The sequence below is a fragment of the Delftia sp. WSY_22 genome, from assembly GCF_043104185.1.
GTDB classification, from domain to species: Bacteria; Pseudomonadota; Gammaproteobacteria; order Burkholderiales; family Burkholderiaceae_C; genus Comamonas; species Comamonas tsuruhatensis.
On sequence record NZ_JBICKN010000032.1, the window covers coordinates 81,373 to 98,860 of the forward strand.

Below are 17,488 nucleotides of genomic sequence, written 5' to 3' on the forward strand. Positions count from 1 at the left end.
TGCTTGAAATGATTGAAACGCCTGCCCTGTTTGCAAGTGGCATGCCACCGGATCAAAGGGTAAACCCTTGATATCGCAAGTTGTTGATGTGAATGGGTTTTGTGATTCTTGAAAAGTCTGCTCTGCAGGCATTCACCGATTCGCCCGGTGCGGTGTTGCATGAATGAAATAATCGGTTGCATGAATGAATCAGTTGTGCCTTCCATGCATGCAACCCCTGCCGGCCCCCGCGCAGCCTGGCCGCGCGTCGTCACCGTGGGCCGCCATCGCATCGGCCGCGTGCTGGAGCGCATGTCGCTGGCCGTGGGCGACCAGGTGCGCGTGGAGCATGTCAGCGCGGCCTTTGACGATGCCGTGCAGGCCGTGCGTGCGCTGCAGGCGGTCGAGCCCATAGACGCCCTGGTGGCCGCAGGGGCCAGCGGCGCCTGGGTGCGCGAGCGGGTCGATATCCCCGTCGTCATGATCGAGGTGCGCGGTTTCGATCTGCTGCAGGCGCTGGCCAGCGCACGTGCACTGGCACAGTCCGGCGGCACGCCACGCATCGGGCTGGTGTCGTTCGACCATCCCTCGCCGCATCTGGCCCAGTTCGACGCGCTGTTCGGCGCCGGCATTGCGCAGTTCAGCTACCACGGACCCGAAGATGCCCAGGCCTGCGTGCGTGCGCTGCAGGCCGCCGGCGTGGGCGCCGTCGTCGCGCCCGGCCTGGTGGCCGACCTGGCCGAGCAGGCCGGCATTCCCAGCGTGCTGCTGTACTCCGATGGCGCCGTGCTGCAGGCCCTGCGTGACGCCGTGCTGCTGGCCCGCCACCGCCATGCCGAGCGCGCCCGCCACCAGCGGCTGGAAACCGTGCTCGGCCAGTTGCAGGACGGCGTGGTCGCCGTGGACACCCAAGGCCGCATCCAGGCCCTGAACCCCACCATGGCCGCGCTGCTGGGCGCGCCCGCCAATGCGCTGCATGGTCGGCTGCTGGACGAGGTGGCACCCGCGCTGGCACTGGCACAGGCGCTGCAGTCGCAGTCCCTGGAGCCCGAAGGCAGTGAAGACGTGGTCCAGCTGGCCATGCGCACCCTGGTCGTGCGGCGTGCGCCCATCGTGGAAAACGGCCAGCTCACGGGCGCCTTGCTGGTGTGCCGCGACCCGGCCACCATCCAGCGTGCCGACCGCCACCTGCGCGCCAACCGCAGCCTGCGCGGCGCGGGCGTGCGCTGGCGCATCGAAGACTACGCGGGCGACAGCGGGCCCGCCCAGCGCGTGCGCCGCCTGGCGCGCCAGTTCGCGGCCAGCGATGCCACCGTGCTCATCCAGGGCGACAGCGGCACGGGCAAGGAGTTGCTGGCCCAGGGCATGCACCGCGCCAGCCGGCGCGCCGCCCAGCCCTTTCTGGCCGTCAACTGCGCGGCCCTGGGGGAAAGCCTGCTGGAGAGCGAACTCTTCGGCTACGACGAAGGCGCTTTCACCGGCGCGCGGCGCGGCGGCAAGACCGGGCTGATCGAGGCGGCCCATACGGGCACCTTGTTCCTGGACGAGATCGGCGATATGCCGCTGGCCCTGCAGTCCCGCCTGCTGCGCGTGCTGCAGGAGCGCGAAGTGCTGCGCGTGGGCTCCACCACGCCCGTGCCGGTGGACCTGCGCGTCATCGCCGCCACGCATGCCGATCTGGCGGCCCTGGTCGAGCGCGGTGAATTCCGGCGTGACCTGTTCTACCGCCTGGCCGTGCTGCGCCTGTACATGCCCGGACTGCACGAACGCGGCCCGGCCGATGTCCAGGCCCTGGCCCGCGCCATGATGGCGCGGCGCCTGCGCACGCAGTCGCTGCAGGCGGAAGGGCCATCGCTGGAGCCCTTGCTGGCGGCCTTGCTGGAGCTGGCATCCGGCCACCGCTGGCCCGGCAATGCGCGAGAGCTGGACAACTGGGTGGAACGCCTGCTGGCCTGCCGCCACGACCTGCGCGACAGCGCGGGCCGCGTGGACATGGGCCGCTTGCGGGAGCTTTTTCCTGAATGCGACGGGGCTGGGCAGGATACCGTTCAGGCCCTGCCAGCGCAGCAGCGGCAACTGCAACTGCGCGAGGCCCGGCGCGATGCCGAGCGCCAGCGCATGCGCGAAGTGCTGGAGCAGGTACAGGGCGACCAGCGCCGCGCCTGCGAGATCCTGGGCATCAGCCGGGCCACGTTGTGGCGCAGGCTCAGGGCGCCGGACTGATCAGGGTGCATGGCCACCCAGCCGCTCGGCCAGGAAATCCATCAGTACGCGCAGCTTCAGTGGCAGATGTCTGGTGGGCGGGTGAAGAATCCACAGCTGGCCGCTGTAGTTGGGCAGGAAGCTCCAGTCCGGCAGCACCTGCACGATGCGCCCGTCCGCCAGGGCCTGCCGTGCCGTGAAGCGGGGCAGGCTGGCGATGCCGATGTGCTGCAGCACGGCGTCCAGCCGCACACCGGTGTGGTTGGCCGCATAGCGCCCGCGCACGGCCACGGTGACGGTCTTGCCGCGGCCGCGCAGCTTCCAGTGCGCGTCGCCGGGCTCCTCTCCCAGGTAGATGCAGCTGTGGGCCTTGAGGTCCAGCGGATGCGCGGGCGTGCCGTGCCGGGCCAGGTACTGGGGCGAGGCGCACAGCAGATGGTCGATGTCCATCAGGTGGCGGCCCATGAGGCCCGGCGGCGGGTGGTTGGTGATGCGTATGGCCAGGTCCACGGGGTCATCGATCAGGTCCATGTAGCGGTCTTCCAGCCGCATTTGCACGTCGACCTCGGGATACAGGGCCAGGAAGTCGGGCATGTGGGGATGGACCACGGTATGGCCCACGGCCTTGGGCACGCTGATGCGCACCAGGCCGCGCGGCTGCGCGTCCTGAAGCAGGGATGCAGCCATGACGGCCTGCGCGGCGCCCACCATGTCCAGGCAGCGCGCATGCACTTCGCGGCCGGCCTCGCTCAGGCGCAGCTTGCGCGTGGTGCGTTCCAGCAGGCGCAGGCCCAGCGCCTTTTCCAGCCGCGCCACGCCCCGGCTGGTGGCCGATGGCGTGCTGCCCAGCTGGCGCGCGGCCTCGGAGAAGCTGCCCGTGTCCACCACCTTGACGAAGATGGCCATTTCCCCGAACAGGGGCAGGGCTTGATTTGTGCTCATGGCGCAAAGAATATTTGAAATACCAGGGGATTATCGCGATGGCAGCCCGGTTCTACACTGCCGCTCCATGCCTTTGCACACCTCCACTCCCCTCATCGAATCCCATGCCCTGTGCCAGGCCAGCGGCCAGAACATCTGGCTCAAGCTGGACGCGCTGCAGCCTTGCGGATCATTCAAGCTGCGCGGCATAGGCCATGCCTGCGAGACCCTGGCGGGCCAGGGCAAGAAGCGCTTTGTGGCCTCGTCGGGCGGCAATGCCGGCATTGCCGTGGCCTATGCGGGACGGCAGCTGTCGATGCCCGTCACCGTGGTCGTTCCCCAGACCACGACCGAGCATGCACGGGTATTGATCCGCGCCCAGGGCGCCGAGCTGATCGTGCATGGCTCCGTCTGGGACGAGGCCAATGCGCTGGCCCAGTCCCTGCTGGGTGCCGACGATGCCTTTGTCCACCCGTTTGACGATCCGCTGCTGTGGGCCGGGCATTCCACCCTCGTCGACGAACTGGCCGCTGCCGGCTTCAAGCCCGACGCCGTGGTGCTGGCCGTGGGCGGCGGCGGCCTGCTGGCCGGCGTGGTGCAGGGCCTGGAGCGCCATGGCTGGACCGATGTGCCCGTGATCGCGGCGGAGACGGCCGGCGCCGATTCCCTGGCGCAGTCCCTGGCCCAGGGCCGCCGCGTACTGCTGGACCGCATCACCAGCGTGGCTACTTCGCTGGGCGCGCGCCAGGTCTGCCAGCGGGCCTTCGATCTGGCGCAGGTGCACCCCGTGCGCAGCGCCGTGGTGACGGATGCGCAGGCGCTGCAGGCCTGCCTGCGCTTCATTGAAGACCATCGCCTGCATGTGGAGCCGGCCTGTGGCGCCGCGCTGGCCCTGGCCTACGGGCGCGCTCCTGCGTTGCAAGGCTTCCAGCGCGTGCTGGTGGTGGCCTGCGGCGGCACGACGAACACGCTGGAGCAGCTCCAGGCGTGGCGTGGGGCGGCGCTGGCAGCCGAGGCGTGAGCACGGCTGCGGCCTGAAGTCCCGGCCCGCGCATTCATGCGGCGCTCAACACCTCGCCGGGGACCCTGATCCAGCCTTCCATCAGGATGCGTGCGCTGCGGCTCATCAGGGCCTTGGTCACCTGCCACTGGCCGTTCACCAAACGGGCCTCGGCGCCCACGCGCAGCGTTCCGGAGGGGTGGCCAAAGCGCACGGCGCTGCGCTCGCCGCCGCCTGCCGCCAGATTCACCAGCGTGCCCGGCACGGCCGCTGCGGTGCCGATGGCCACGGCAGCCGTGCCCATCATGGCGTGGTGCAGTTTGCCCATGGACAGGGCGCGCACCAGCAGGTCCACGTCACCCGATTCAATGCGCTTGCCGCTGGATGCCGTGTAGGCGGCCGGTGGCGCCACAAAGGCGATCTTTGGCGTGTGCTGCCGTCTGGCGGCCTCGGCCAGGTCCTTGATCAGCCCCATCTGCAGCGCGCCGTGGGCGCGTATGGCCTCGAAGCGGGCCAGGGCCTCGTCGTCCGTATTGATGGCGTCCTGCAGCTCGCAGCCCGTGTAGCCCAGGTCCTGGGCGTTCAGGAAGATGGTCGGAATGCCCGCGTTGATCAGCGTGGCCGCCAGACTGCCCACGCCGGGCACGTCCAGCCGGTCCACGAGGTGGCCTGTCGGGAACATGGCTCCGCCATCGTCTCCTTCATCGGCGGGATCCAGGAACTCCAGCGCCACTTCGGCGGCCGGGAAGGTCACGCCATCGAGCTCGAAGGAGCCGGTCTCCTGGACCTGGCCTTGCGTGATGGGCACATGGGCCACGATGGTCTTGGCGATGTTGGCCTGCCAGATGCGGATGGTGACCGTGCCGTTGCGAGGAATGCGCGCGGGATCTATCAGTCCCATGTGGATGGCGCAGGGCCCCACGGCGGCCGAGAGGTTGCCGCAGTTGCCGCTCCAGTCCACAAACGGCTGGTCGATGGCGACCTGGCCAAACAGATAGTCCACGTCATGGCCTTCCCGCTTGCTGGGAGCCAGGATCACGGCCTTGCTGGTGCTGGACGATGCATTGCCCATGCCGTCGATCTGCTTGCCGTACGGGTCGGGGCTGCCCAGGGCGCGCAACAGGATGGCGTCGCGCACGGGTCCGGGGCGCTGGGCCGCCTCGGGCAGATCCTGCAGGCGAAAGAACACGCCCTTGCTGGTGCCGCCGCGCAGGTAGGTGGCAGGGATGCGCAACTGGGGAAGAAAGGTTTCGGGGATCGCGCCCATCTCAGGCCTCCTGTGCTGTTGTTCGTATCTGTGTCTGTTCTTGCGGTCTGCCGATCGCCGGAGCGCGCAGCCTCTGGCGGCGGTTGATGCCCATGGACGGTGTCCCCTGCGGTGTCAGGCGATGGCAGTAGGCCAGGTTTGTTGCACGCGCCATGCCATCCGCATCAAGGGAAAACCCGTGCAAGCCTTGCAGCGCGCCAGCACAGGGCGTGTGCACTGCGGTGCTGGCTGCCGCCGCAACATTCGTTTCACTGTCGTTTCAAAATTGCTGCTTTTGATTTCATGGATGAGGGAGCGTGCAACGGTTCGGTCCCCCAGTCCCACGCCGGCCTGCGGAGCTCTCTAGGGTTTGCCCGGGCCAGCCTTCAGCAAGTGTGCTTGCAGACGATAGAGGAAGGGTGTTTGTAGGATTTGTCTTATCCATGGTTCGCCTGCCGCGTGCCGAAATCCATTTATCCTCGCGCTCTGCTCCATATGGCCTGTACTGCCCTTTCCGGTGAACCTGCCATGGGGCTGGCAACGAGCGGTTCCGTGCTCCTGGACCGATTTCCCGTGACCGCCTATTCCGCCTTAGCCGCTCCATGTCAGTTTTTGCCCAGCGCACGCTTGTAGCCATCCGGGCCGCCTGGCCAGCCGCAACCGTCATGGCGGTGGGCATGTGCCTGAGCGCTGTGCTTGCCTTGCAGCAGCAGCGGGCGCTGGAGCGTATCGACCTGCAGCGCCATACCCAGCAGGCCCAGTCGGCCCGCCAGGCGCTGGAGATGCGCCTGGATGCCTACGCGGTCATGGTCCAGCATGTGGCCAACCAGCTGGCCGCCTCTCCCGAGATGGGGCAATCGGCCTTCGCGCGCATGGCGCAGGCGCTGCGCATACAGGCGCAGCCGGGCATGCAGGCGCTGTCCTTTACACGGGCCGCAACGCAGCGCGGTCTGCCCGGCCAGGATCAGGCCTTCACCGCCCGGCCCGGGCCCCACTATTTCTTCATCGACTATCTCTGGCCGCTGGAGGGCAACGAGTCCATTGCCGGCCTGGACATGCACGACCGCCCCAGCCTCATGGCCAGCATGGTGCGCAGTCGCGACAGCGCGGCCGCCGTGGTCTCGGCACCGTTTGCGCTGAAGCAGCCCGGCGAGCATGCCACCGCCGTGCTGGTGCGCGCGCCTGTCTTTGCGCTTGTGGACCACCAGTCCCCGGACGGGGAGGCCGCGCAGCCGCTGTTTCTGGGGACTGCCGACGTCAGCGTGCGCGTGCACGACCTGGTGCAGGACCTGCATGAACGCGGCTTTCTGCGCCGGCTTGCGCTGGCCATGCATGACGCAGGCCCGACCTCGCCCCTGCCGCCGGCCGGCATATCGCCGCTGCCGCTGTACCTGGGCGCGGCCTGGCCGGAGCGCGGGCAGGAGGCGGCCGGCATGGGCGACACCGGCCAGGTGGTGCTGGAGCAGACGCTGCAGGCCCAGGACCGGCTGTGGCGGTTGAACTTCATTCCCATGGGGACGGCCCTGTCCTGGACCGAGCGTGTCCAGCCCCTGGTTCTTTTCGCGCTGGGCATGCTCGTGTCGGCCCTGCTGGCGTCGCTGGCGGCAGCCTGGTGGCGGCGCCATCCTTCCAGCTGGGCCCAGCTGCGCGCCTCCTCCCGCAGCATGCGCGAGAGCGATGCCCGCTTTCAGGCCCTGTTCGAGCAGGCTGCCGTGGGCGTGGTGCAGGTCGATGCGGCCAGCGGCAACGTCCTGCATGTGAACCGCAGGTACTGCGACATTACCGGCCATGAGGCGCAGCAGCTGTGCCAGCGGCCCCTGCTGGCCCTGTTGGCGGCCGAAACCCTGGAGGGCGACCGGGTGCTGCTGCAGGAACTGACGGCGGGCCAGCGCGGGGCCCTGCAGATCGAGCGGCAGCTGCGGCGCCGCGACGGCACCCTGGTCTGGGTGGAGCTGCATATCTCCGCGCTGGGCCATGGCCCGTCCCGGCGGCTGATGGCGCTGGTGCAGGACATCAGCGCGCGGCGCCACCTGCAGCAGATGCAGCGCGATGGATCGCGCCATCTGCGCATGGTCATCCAGCGCCTGCCTCTGGGCCTGGCCATGCTTCAGGACGACGGCCGCTTCGCCTATTGGAACGAGGAATTCATGCGCCTGGCGGGCCACGGTGCCACGGCCGGCATGGATGGTGATGGCTGGTGGTGCAACATGTGTCCCGATGAAGCCCGCCGCCTGCGCATGCAGCGCCGCTTCGAGGCCGCGCAGGCGAGGGCGCGCGTGGCACAGAGCCTGCACAGCGGCGAGTCCGACAGCTGTGGCACCCTCAACTGCGAGGAATACCAGCTCATGGGCAGCGATGGCCGCACGCGTTCCGTATCGATAGGCGGCATGCTGCTGGACGAAGGCTGCCTGCTGATCCTGCAGGACCAGAGCCAGCGCAAGACCGCCGAAGAGGAAATCCGCCGCCTGGCCTTCCACGACGCGCTCACCGGCCTGCCCAACCGCCGCCTGCTGGTGGACCGGTTGCAGCAGGCGCTGGCCTCCAGCCGCCGGCGCGGGCGCTGCGGCGCCGTCATGCTGCTGGACGTGGACAACTTCAAGGCCTTCAACGACAGCCTGGGGCTGGAGCTTGGCGATGTGCTGCTGCGCATGATTGCCGAGCGCCTGGCGCAGTCCCTGGGGCCCGAGGCCACGCTGGCCCGCCACAGCGGCGATGACTTCGTCGTGCTGCTGGAGGACCTGGGCAAGGACTCCATGCATGCGGCCTCGCAACTGGAAGGCGAGGTCCAGCGCATGCGTTCGCTGCTGCAGCAGCCGCTGCAGTTGGCAGGCCAGTCCTGCCACATCACGATGAGCATTGGCGCCAGCCTGTTCGGCGAGCAGGAACTGAGCGCCGACGAGGTGCTGCGCCGCGCCGAAATGGCCATGTACCAGGCCAAGGGCATGGGGCGCAACACGCTGCAATTCTTCGATCCGCAGTTGCAGGCCGTGCTGCGCTCGCGCACGGCCATGGAGCAGGAAATGCGCGAGGGCCTGGTGCGCAGCCAGTTCGTCCTGTACTACCAGCCGCAGATGGCGCACGGACGCATCGTGGGCGCCGAAGGCCTGCTGCGCTGGAACCACCCGCGCGAAGGGCTGGTGCCGCCCTCGCTCTTCGTCTCGCTGGCCGAGGAGACCGGCCTGATCCAGCAACTGGGCGAATGGGTGCTGGGCGAGGCCTGCAGGCAGCTGGCGCAATGGGCGGCGGACCCCGAAATGGCCTGCATGGTGCTGGCCGTCAACGTCAGCCCGCGCCAGTTCCACCAGGCGCGCTTCGTGGAGCAGGTGCTGCAGGCGCTCAAGGAGCACGGCGCCAACCCGCGCCTGCTCAAGCTGGAGCTGACCGAAAGCCTGCTGCTGGCCGACGTGGACGACACGGCCGCCAAGATGGCCACGCTCAAGGCCCACGGTGTCGGCTTCTCGCTGGATGACTTCGGCACAGGCTATTCCTCGCTGGCCTATCTCAAGCGCCTGCCGCTGGACCAGCTCAAGATCGACCGCAGCTTCGTGCGCGACGTGCTCAGCGACCCCAACGACGCGGCCATTGCGCGCACCATCGTCGCCCTGGGCACCAGCCTGGGACTGCAGGTCATTGCCGAAGGCGTGGAAACCGAGGCGCAGCGCCAATTCCTCGAAGACCAGAGCTGCCACGTCTGGCAGGGCTACCTGCTCAGCCCGCCCGTGCCCGTGCGCAGCTTCGAGGCCCTGGTGCGCGAGGCCGCCCCCTTGCAGCGCCCCCCGGCCTTGAGCCCCGCATGCCTGACCCAGCCGGCGCAACACCGGCCCGAAGTGGCGGAATGCACGGACGCCAGCACGGGGCCAGAGGTCCCTTCAAACCATTCTTGACATTCGCAGCGGCCCCGCCCGGGCCGCTTTCCATTCTTGAGAGGGGGTGGCGCGCGGTATCATCCCGAGCTGCCTTGTTCTTTCCTCACCTCCTTGTTTGTCCGTTCGCCGCGGACCGCTTTGTGCCTGCATCGTGCGCCTGAATTCCATCAAGCTGTCCGGCTTCAAGTCCTTCGCCGAGCCCACCAACTTCATGCTGCCGGGTCAACTGGTGGGCGTGGTGGGCCCCAACGGCTGCGGCAAGTCCAACATCATGGATGCGGTGCGCTGGGTGCTGGGCGAGAGCAAGGCCAGCGAGCTGCGCGGCGAGTCCATGCAGGACGTGATCTTCAACGGCACCACGCACCGCAAGCCGGCCAGCCGCTCCAGCGTGGAGCTGGTGTTCGACAACAGCGACCACCGTGCGGGCGGCCAGTGGGGCCAGTTCGGTGAGATCGCCGTCAAGCGCGTGCTCACGCGCGAGGGCAACAGCAGCTACTTCATCAACAACCAGGCCGTGCGCCGCCGCGATGTGCAGGACGTGTTCCTGGGCACGGGCCTGGGCCCGCGCGCCTACGCCATCATCGGCCAGGGAACGATCAGCCGCATCATCGAGTCGCGCCCCGAGGAGCTGCGCCTGTTCCTGGAAGAGGCCGCAGGCGTGTCCAAGTACAAGGAGCGCCGGCGCGAGACCGAGAACCGCCTCTCGGCCACCACCGAGAACCTCACGCGCGTGGAGGACATCCTGCGCGAACTCAACAACAACCTCGACCGGCTGGAGAAGCAGGCCGAGGTGGCGGCGCAGTACAACGCGCTGCAGTCCCAGGTCACGCTCAAGCAGCAGCAGCTGTGGTTTCTCAAGCGCGCCGAGGCCGAGGCCGAGCAGGACCGCGTGCGCGTGGAGGGCCTGAAGGCCGTCAACGAGCTGGAAGAGCGCATGGCCGACATCCGCAACAACGAAAGCGGACTCGAAACCCTGCGCCAGGCCCACTACGACGCCAGCGACCAGGTCAACCAGGCCCAGGCCAAGCTCTACGAATCCACGGCCGAGGTCGGCAAGCTGGAGGCCGAGATCCGCTACGTGCTCGAAGGCCGCCAGCGCGTGCAGCAGCGGCTGCAGCAGCTGTCCGAGCAGGTGCTGCTGTGGAACAGCCGCCGCGAGGAGGCCGAAGCCGAAATCGAAAATCTCGACGGCGCCGGTATGGACGCCGAGGAACAGGCCGAGATGCTGGCCGCCCAGGTCGAGGAGCAGAGCATGCGCCTGCCCGACCTGGAAGAGGCGCTGCGCAATGCCCAGAAGGCCGATGCCGACCAGCGCGCCAGCGTGGTGCAGGTGCAGCAGCAGATCCAGGTGCTTGCTGCCGAGCAGCGCAGCCTGGACGAGCAGCGCCGCCAGTTCGAGACCCGCTTCGAGCGACTGCGCGCCGACCGCAATGCGCTGGAGACACCCGACGAGGCCCGCCTCCACAATCTGCAGTCCCAGCTGGACGAGGCCCGCGAACTGGCTGAAATGGCCGATGCCGTGCTCAACGAGCTGCAGGACTCCGTGCCCCAGCTCGATGAGGACCGTCGCACGCGCCAGCAGGCCGTCAATGCCGAGGCCGCGCGCCATGCCGACCTGTCGGCGCGGCTGGAAGCCCTCAAGGCCCTGCAGGAAAAGGTCAAGACCGACGGCAAGCTCCAGCCCTGGCTGGCCAAGCACGGCCTGGACGGCATGCAGGGCCTGTGGAGCCGCATTGCCATCGAGCCCGGCTGGGAAAACGCGCTGGAGGCCGCGCTGCGCGAACGCCTGGGCGCGCTGGAAGTGGGCCAGCTCGACATGGTGCGCGGCTTCCTGGGCGCAGGCGGGCACGATGCGCCGCCCGCGCGCCTGGCCTTCTTCAGCCCGCCGCAGGGCGCCCCCGCGCCCGCGCCGGGGCGCTGGCAGCACCTGTCCGATCTGCTGCGCGTGAACGATGCCGGCCTGCGCGCCGTGCTCGGCGACTGGCTGCAGGACTGCTACACGGCGCCCACGCTGGAAGAGGCGCTGTCGCGCCGCGGCGAGCTGCGGCCCGGCGAGACGGTCTATGTGCCCACGGGCCATGCCGTCAGCAGCCACAGCGTGAGCTTCTATGCGCAGGACTCGGAGCAATCCGGCCTGCTGGCACGCGCCCAGGAAATCGAGCACCTCGAAAAGGAAGTGCGCGCCCAGGCGCTGATCTCCGACGAATCGCGCACGGCCCTGGTGCGTGCCGAAAGCGCCTATGCCGAGGCCTCGCAGCGCCTGGTCAGCGCCCGGCGCGAGGCCAGCGAATCGCAAGGCCGCGCCCATGAGCTGCAGGTCGAGACCCTGCGCCTGTCGCAGCTGGCCGAGCAGGCCCGTGCGCGCAATGCCCAGATCAGCGCCGACCTGGCCGAGGTCGAGGCCCAGCTGTCCGACATCGAGGAGCGCCGCGTGGCGGCCGAAGCCCGCTTCGAGGAACTGGACATGCAGCTGGCCGACAGCCAGGAGCGCCATGCCCAGCTGGGCGACAAGGTGCTGGAGTCCGAGCGGCGCCTGAACGAATCGCGCGAGCAGCTGCGCACGCTGGAGCGCCAGGCCCAGGAGGCCACTTTCTCGCGGCGCAGCCTGGAGGCTCGCCGGGGCGAACTCAGCCGCACCATAGAGACGGCCAGCCAGCAGGCCCGCTCGCTGGCCGACGAGCAGCAGCGCGCGCAGGACGAACTCACGCGCCTGACCGATGCCGCCGCCCAGGGCGGCCTGCAGGACGCGCTGGATCTGAAGATGCAGCGCGAGCAGGCCGTGGCCGCGCGCCGCAGCGAATATGACGACCTGACCAACAAGCTGCGCGCCAGCGACGAACGCCGCCAGCAGCTGGAGAAGGCGCTGGACCCGCTGCGCCAGCGCATCACCGAATTCCAGCTCAAGGAGCAGGCCGCGCGCCTGGGCCTGGAGCAGTACTCCACCCTGCTGGAGGAGGCCGGTGCCGACCTGGCAGCCGTCTCCCAGTCCATTGCCGAGGCCAATGTGCGCATGCACGGCCTGCAGGGCGAGATCGACCGGCTGCACCGCGAGATCGCCGCCCTGGGCGCGGTCAACCTGGCGGCGCTGGACGAGCTGAAGCTGGCGCGCGAGCGCAAGACCTTCCTCGACGCGCAGACCGAGGACCTGACCCAGGCCATGAACACGCTGGAAGATGCCATCCGCAAGATCGACGCCGAGACGCGCGAGCTGCTGTCGGGCACCTTCGAGACCGTGAACGGGCACTTCGGGCGCATGTTCCCCGAGCTGTTCGGCGGTGGCCAGGCCAAGCTGGTGATCACCGGCGATGAAATCCTCGACTCGGGCGTGCAGGTGATCGCGCAGCCGCCCGGCAAGAAGAACCAGACCATCCACCTGCTGTCCGGTGGCGAAAAGGCGCTGACGGCGATTGCCCTGGTCTTCGCCATCTTCCAGCTCAACCCGGCGCCGTTCTGTCTGCTGGACGAGGTGGACGCGCCGCTGGACGACGCCAACACCGAGCGCTATGCCAAGCTGGTGGCCAGCATGAGCAAGGGCACGCAGTTCCTGTTCATCAGCCACAACAAGATCGCCATGGAAATGGCGCAGCAGCTCATCGGCGTGACCATGCAGGAGCAGGGCGTGTCCCGCATCGTGGCCGTGGACATGGAGTCCGCGCTGTCCATGGCTGAGCTATCCTGAGCATGTCCGCAACCTTCCGAACCTATTTGCTGGAACGACGTTTCATTCCTTCATTCCATGAGTAACCTGCAAATCAGTCTGGCCGTCCTGGGCTTTGTGGTGCTGGCCCTGATCATTGCCTACAACAGCTGGTCCGCACGCCGCAACGCACCCAAGCGCGCCGACCCCGTCGAAGAGGCGCAGCGCGATCCCTCGCGCCATGAGCCCGGCATGGACACCGTGGGCCACGGCCCGGACCTGACGCACAGCCTGCGCGAGCCCGTGCTGGGCGACTTCGGCACGGCAGCCCCGGGCCAGAGCCCTGCCGCCGTGGACCGCTTTGCCGAAACCGATGCCGAACTGGCCCATCTGGTCCAGCTCGAAGAGCAGCAGCGCCAGGCCGAGGCCCAGGCCGCTTTGGCGGCCAAGGCAGCCCAGGCGGTGCAGACCGCGCAGGCTGCCCATGCCCTGCAGGCGGCTGAAGACGCCAGCGCATCGGCACCCGCATCTGCGTCAGTGCCTGCGCCATCCCCGTTGGCACCGCAGTCCATCGAGCCTTCCCTCAACGACGCGGCCCTGACCAGCGCTGCGGCCAGCCGGCCGGGCCTGGATGCGCTGATCGATGCCATTGCCCCCGTGCAGGTCGGCCAGGCCGTGCCTGGCGAGCTGGCGCTGCAGGCCCAGCCGGCCACGCGGCGCGCGGGCAACAAGCCGTTTGCCATCGAAGGCATGAACCAGTCCACCCACCAGTGGGAGCCGCTGCAGCCCGGCCAGCGCTACCTGGGTTTCCAGGCCGGCGTGCAGCTGGCCAACCGCACGGGTGCGCTCAACGAGATCGAGTTCTCCGAGTTCGTTGCCAAGGTGCAGCGCTTTGCCGACGCGCTGGGCGCCACGCCCGACGTGCCCGACATGCTGCAGGAAGTGGCGCGTGCGCGCGAGCTCGACCAGTTCGCCAGCGAGCACGATGCCCAGCTCACCTTCATGCTGCGCGCACGCCAGGCCTCCTGGAGCGCGGGCTATGTGCAGCAGAACGCATCGCGCCAGGGCTTTCTGCCGGGCTCCATGCCCGGGCGCATGGCCCTGCCTTCGCCCACGCCCGGCATGCCGCCGGTGCTGGTGCTCAACTACGACCCGCAGGCGGCCATGGCCGACGACCTGGACACCTCGGTGGTGCGCGAGTTCCTGCTGAGCCTGGACGTGCCCCAGGTGCCGCGCGGCGAGCAGGCCTTCGTGCAGCTGCGCCAGGTGGCCGAGCGCCTGTGCCAGACCATGGATGGAGTGCTCTGCGACCAGAACGGCTACCTGCTGCCGGCCATGGCGCTGGACCCCATCCAGCACGACCTGGAACAACTCTATGACAAGCTCGACAGCCGCGAGCTGTCGGCGGGCTCCATGCTGGCGCGGCGACTGTTCAGCTGACGCGGCGCGGTGCCCCTGGTGCACAACAGGCTCCTGGCCTCAACCCCATGAACGACAATCTGGATCTCTTCTCCGGCGCAGCCCCCGCGGCGCCGGAGTCCGGGGCCGCCCCCGACAAGGTGCTGGCCAAGGTGCAGGCGCTGCGCGCCCAGCTCAACCAATGGGCACATGAGTACTACGTGCTGGACACGCCCACCGTGCCCGACGGCGAGTACGACCGCGTCTTCCAGCAATTGCAGGCGCTGGAAGGTGCCTACCCCGAACTGGTCACCCCGGACTCGCCCACGCAGCGCGTGATCGGCGCCGTGCTCGACGGCCTGATGCCCGTGCGCCATGCCGTGCCCATGCTCAGCATCCGCACCGAGACCGACAACGAGGCCACGGGAGCCGAGGCCTTCGACGCACGCATCCGCAAGGAGCTGGAACTGGCCGAAGGCGCGCCGCCCGTGGAGTACGTTGCCGAGCCCAAGTTCGACGGCCTGGCCATGAACCTGCGCTACGAGAACGGCCGCCTGGTGCAGGCCACCACGCGCGGCGACGGCGAGGTGGGCGAGGACGTCACCCACAACATCCGCACCATCCGCAAGATTCCGCTGTCCCTGCCCGAAGGCAAGGGCGTGCCTCCCGTGGTCGAGGTGCGCGGCGAGGTCTACATGGGCCGCGCCGACTTCGTCCGGCTCAATGAACGCCAGCAGGCCGCCGGCGGCAAGAGCTTTGCCAATCCGCGCAATGCGGCGGCGGGCTCGGTGCGCCAGCTGGACTCGGGCATTGCGGCCCAGCGCCCGCTGTCCTTCTTCGCCTATGGCCTGGGAGAGATCACGCCGGCCGCGCAGGGCGGCCCCGACTTCGGCACCCACTACGCCATGCTGCAGACGCTGCGCGACTGGGGCTTCCCGGTGGCGCCCCAGGTCTGTATCGCCAAGGGTGCGGCCGAGCTGGTGGCCTTCCACCAGCGCATGGGCGCCGAGCGCGCCACGCTGCCCTACGAGATCGACGGCGTGGTCTACAAGGTCAACAGCCTGGCCCAGCAGCGCCAGCTGGGCTTTGTCTCGCGCGAGCCGCGCTGGGCCGTGGCCCACAAGTACCCGGCCGAGGAAATGCCCACGCGCATGGAAGGCATCGACATACAGGTCGGCCGCACGGGCAAGCTCACCCCCGTGGCGCGCCTGGCGCCCGTGGCCGTGGGCGGCGTCATCGTCACCAATGCCACGCTGCACAACCTGTTCGAGATCCGCAAGAAGCGCGTGCGCACCGGCGACACCGTGGTCGTGCGCCGCGCCGGCGATGTGATTCCCGAAGTCGTGGGCCGCGTGCCCGGCGACCGGCCGGCCTATGTGCCCAACTTCCGCATGCCCGCTGCATGCCCCATCTGCGGCAGCGCGGTGTCGCGCCCCAAGGGCGAGGCCAACCACCGCTGCACGGGCGGCCTGTTCTGCCCGGCGCAGCGCAAGGAGGCCATCCTGCACTTCGCCGCGCGGCGCGCCATGGACATCGAGGGCCTGGGCGACAAGCTGGTGGACCAGTTGGTGGACGGCCATGTGGTGCGCACGCTGCCCGACCTCTACCGCCTGGGCCTGGTGGCCCTGGCATCGCTGGACCGCATGGCCGAGAAGTCGGCCCAGAACGTGCTGGATGCGCTGGAGAAATCCAAGAAGACCACGCTGGCGCGATTCCTCTTCGGCCTGGGCATCCGCCAGGTCGGCGAGTCCACGGCCAAGGACCTGGCCCGCCATTTCGGCCAGCTGGACGCCATCATGGACGCCAGCGTCGAGCAACTGCTGCAGGTGCGCGACGTCGGGCCCATCGTGGCCGAGAGCATCCACACCTTCTTCGCCCAGCCCCACAACCGCGAGGTGGTCGAGCAGTTGCGTGCCTGCGGCGTGCACTGGGAAGAGGGCGCGGCGCGCGAGCAGACCGCCCAGCCCCTGGCCGGCATGACCGTGGTGCTCACCGGCACGCTGCCCACGCTGGGCCGCGACCAGGCCAAGGAGATGCTGGAGGCCGCTGGCGCCAAGGTCTCCGGATCGGTCAGCAAAAAGACCAGCTACGTGGTCGCGGGCGCCGAGGCCGGCAGCAAGCTGGCCAAGGCCGAGGAACTGGGTGTGCCCGTGCTGGACGAGGCCGGCATGCTGGCCCTGCTGGCAGGTGATCCCCCTGCTGCAGCCGCAGCGGAGCAGGGCTGATGGCGCTGAGTCCGCGCAAACCCGTGGTTGGCCTGGCGCTGGGCAGCGGGTCGGCGCGCGGCTGGGCGCATTTCGGCGTGCTGCGCGCGCTCGAGGATGCGGGCCTGCGGCCCGACATCATCTGCGGCTCGTCCATCGGCGCCCTGGTGGGCGCCTCCTATGCGGCCGGTGAAATGCAGCGCTTCGAGGAATGGGTGCTGGGCCTGGGCATGCGCAAGGTCTTCGGCTTCATGGACTTCAACATCGCGGGCGGCATGCTCAAGGGCGAGAAGCTGATCTCGTTCTGGCGCGAGCATTTCGTGGACTCGGCCATCGAGGATCTGAAGATTCCCTTCGGCGCCGTGGCCACCGACCTGCATTCGGGTGCCGAGGTCTGGCTGCGCAAGGGCTCCATCGCCGATGCCGTGCGCGCCTCCATCGCGCTGCCCGGCCTGTTCACGCCCGTGCAGCGCGAAGGGCGGCTGCTGGTCGATGGCGGCATCGTCAACCCCGTGCCCGCCTCGCTGGCGCGCGCCATGGGCGCGGACATCGTGATCGCGGTCGATCTCAATGCCGACATCATGCGGCGCCACATGCGGCCGCTGGCGCCCGCTGCCGCCATGGCCGCTGCGCCGCCGCTGGAGGAGGCCCCGCCCGCCGTGGAGCAGGGCGTGGCGCCCGAGGACCTGTCGGGCCAGGCCAGCGCCGTGGCCGGCTCGGCCTGGATGCGCCGGCTGCAGCGTGGCGTGATGGGGTGGATGCCCGGCCACCACCGCGATGAGGCAGGCCGCGAGACCGAGCCCCCGCCCCGGCCGCCCTCGCTGCTGGACGTGGTGATGACCAGCGTCAACATCATGCAGATGCGCATCACGCGCAGCCGCATGGCGGGTGACCCGCCCGAGCTGGTGATCGCCCCGCGCCTGTCCCACCTGGGCCTGCTGGACTTCCACCGCGCCCGCGAGGCCATCGACGAAGGCTACGAGGCGGCGCAGGCCGCGCTTCCGGGCCTGCGCCACTGGGGTCTGTGAGGCCCCG

At 69.2% G+C, this 17,488-nt stretch carries 9 protein-coding genes; 7 read left to right on the forward strand and 2 right to left on the reverse strand.

The features are described 5' to 3' along the window. Positions 1-204: 204 nt before the first annotated feature. The gene (gene prpR / locus ACF8NF_RS17430) at positions 205-2,202 is read left to right on the forward strand and encodes a propionate catabolism operon regulatory protein PrpR (RefSeq protein ID WP_374005258.1); all 1,998 of its coding nucleotides are present in this window, start codon (positions 205-207) and stop codon (positions 2,200-2,202) included. On the opposite strand, the gene ACF8NF_RS17435 is transcribed toward prpR, so the two are convergent. Continuing rightward, a complete protein-coding gene (locus ACF8NF_RS17435; RefSeq protein WP_016453509.1) occupies positions 2,203-3,123 on the reverse strand; it encodes a LysR family transcriptional regulator in 921 nt (306 codons plus the stop codon). Between the two features lie 67 nt (positions 3,124-3,190). Between ACF8NF_RS17435 and ACF8NF_RS17440 the strand changes: the two genes are divergently transcribed. Next, a complete protein-coding gene (locus tag ACF8NF_RS17440; protein WP_392450970.1) occupies positions 3,191-4,123 on the forward strand; it encodes a pyridoxal-phosphate dependent enzyme in 933 nt (310 codons plus the stop codon). A 34-nt stretch (positions 4,124-4,157) separates the two neighbouring features. Here ACF8NF_RS17440 and prpF read toward each other — a convergent pair whose 3' ends face one another. Continuing rightward, positions 4,158-5,369: a 2-methylaconitate cis-trans isomerase PrpF gene (gene prpF / locus ACF8NF_RS17445; protein ID WP_392450971.1), complete on the reverse strand. Its 1,212-nt coding sequence runs from the start codon at positions 5,367-5,369 to the stop codon at positions 4,158-4,160. Between the two features lie 581 nt (positions 5,370-5,950). On the opposite strand from prpF, the gene ACF8NF_RS17450 reads away from it, so the two are divergent. The 5 genes from ACF8NF_RS17450 (at position 5,951) to ACF8NF_RS17470 (ending at position 17,481) form a co-directional block, all read left to right on the forward strand. After that, the gene (locus tag ACF8NF_RS17450; RefSeq protein ID WP_047218130.1) at positions 5,951-9,232 is read left to right on the forward strand and encodes an EAL domain-containing protein; all 3,282 of its coding nucleotides are present in this window, start codon (positions 5,951-5,953) and stop codon (positions 9,230-9,232) included. Between the two features lie 133 nt (positions 9,233-9,365). Continuing rightward, positions 9,366-12,893 carry a chromosome segregation protein SMC gene (gene smc / locus ACF8NF_RS17455; protein ID WP_392450972.1) on the forward strand — a complete coding sequence of 1,176 codons (3,528 nt, stop codon included), beginning with the start codon at positions 9,366-9,368 and terminating at the stop codon, positions 12,891-12,893. Between the two features lie 57 nt (positions 12,894-12,950). Continuing rightward, a complete protein-coding gene (locus tag ACF8NF_RS17460; protein WP_016445918.1) occupies positions 12,951-14,291 on the forward strand; it encodes a cell division protein ZipA C-terminal FtsZ-binding domain-containing protein in 1,341 nt (446 codons plus the stop codon). A 47-nt stretch (positions 14,292-14,338) separates the two neighbouring features. Continuing rightward, positions 14,339-16,474: an NAD-dependent DNA ligase LigA gene (gene ligA, locus ACF8NF_RS17465; RefSeq protein ID WP_016453503.1), complete on the forward strand. Its 2,136-nt coding sequence runs from the start codon at positions 14,339-14,341 to the stop codon at positions 16,472-16,474. Beyond that, the gene (locus tag ACF8NF_RS17470) at positions 16,474-17,481 is read left to right on the forward strand and encodes a patatin-like phospholipase family protein (protein ID WP_016445920.1); all 1,008 of its coding nucleotides are present in this window, start codon (positions 16,474-16,476) and stop codon (positions 17,479-17,481) included. The genes ligA and ACF8NF_RS17470 overlap by 1 nt, the downstream gene beginning before the upstream one ends. Positions 17,482-17,488 lie beyond the last annotated feature (7 nt).

Coding starts and splice junctions, on each gene's coding strand:
- ACF8NF_RS17440 (WP_392450970.1), top strand. CDS start 3,191: ATGCCTTTGCACACCTCCACTCCCCTCATCGAATCCCATGCCCTGTGC.
- prpR (WP_374005258.1), top strand. CDS start 205: ATGCATGCAACCCCTGCCGGCCCCCGCGCAGCCTGGCCGCGCGTCGTC.
- ACF8NF_RS17470 (WP_016445920.1), top strand. CDS start 16,474: ATGGCGCTGAGTCCGCGCAAACCCGTGGTTGGCCTGGCGCTGGGCAGC.
- prpF (WP_392450971.1), bottom strand. CDS start 5,369: ATGGGCGCGATCCCCGAAACCTTTCTTCCCCAGTTGCGCATCCCTGCC.
- ACF8NF_RS17450 (WP_047218130.1), top strand. CDS start 5,951: ATGTCAGTTTTTGCCCAGCGCACGCTTGTAGCCATCCGGGCCGCCTGG.
- ACF8NF_RS17460 (WP_016445918.1), top strand. CDS start 12,951: ATGAGTAACCTGCAAATCAGTCTGGCCGTCCTGGGCTTTGTGGTGCTG.
- ACF8NF_RS17435 (WP_016453509.1), bottom strand. CDS start 3,123: ATGAGCACAAATCAAGCCCTGCCCCTGTTCGGGGAAATGGCCATCTTC.
- ligA (WP_016453503.1), top strand. CDS start 14,339: ATGAACGACAATCTGGATCTCTTCTCCGGCGCAGCCCCCGCGGCGCCG.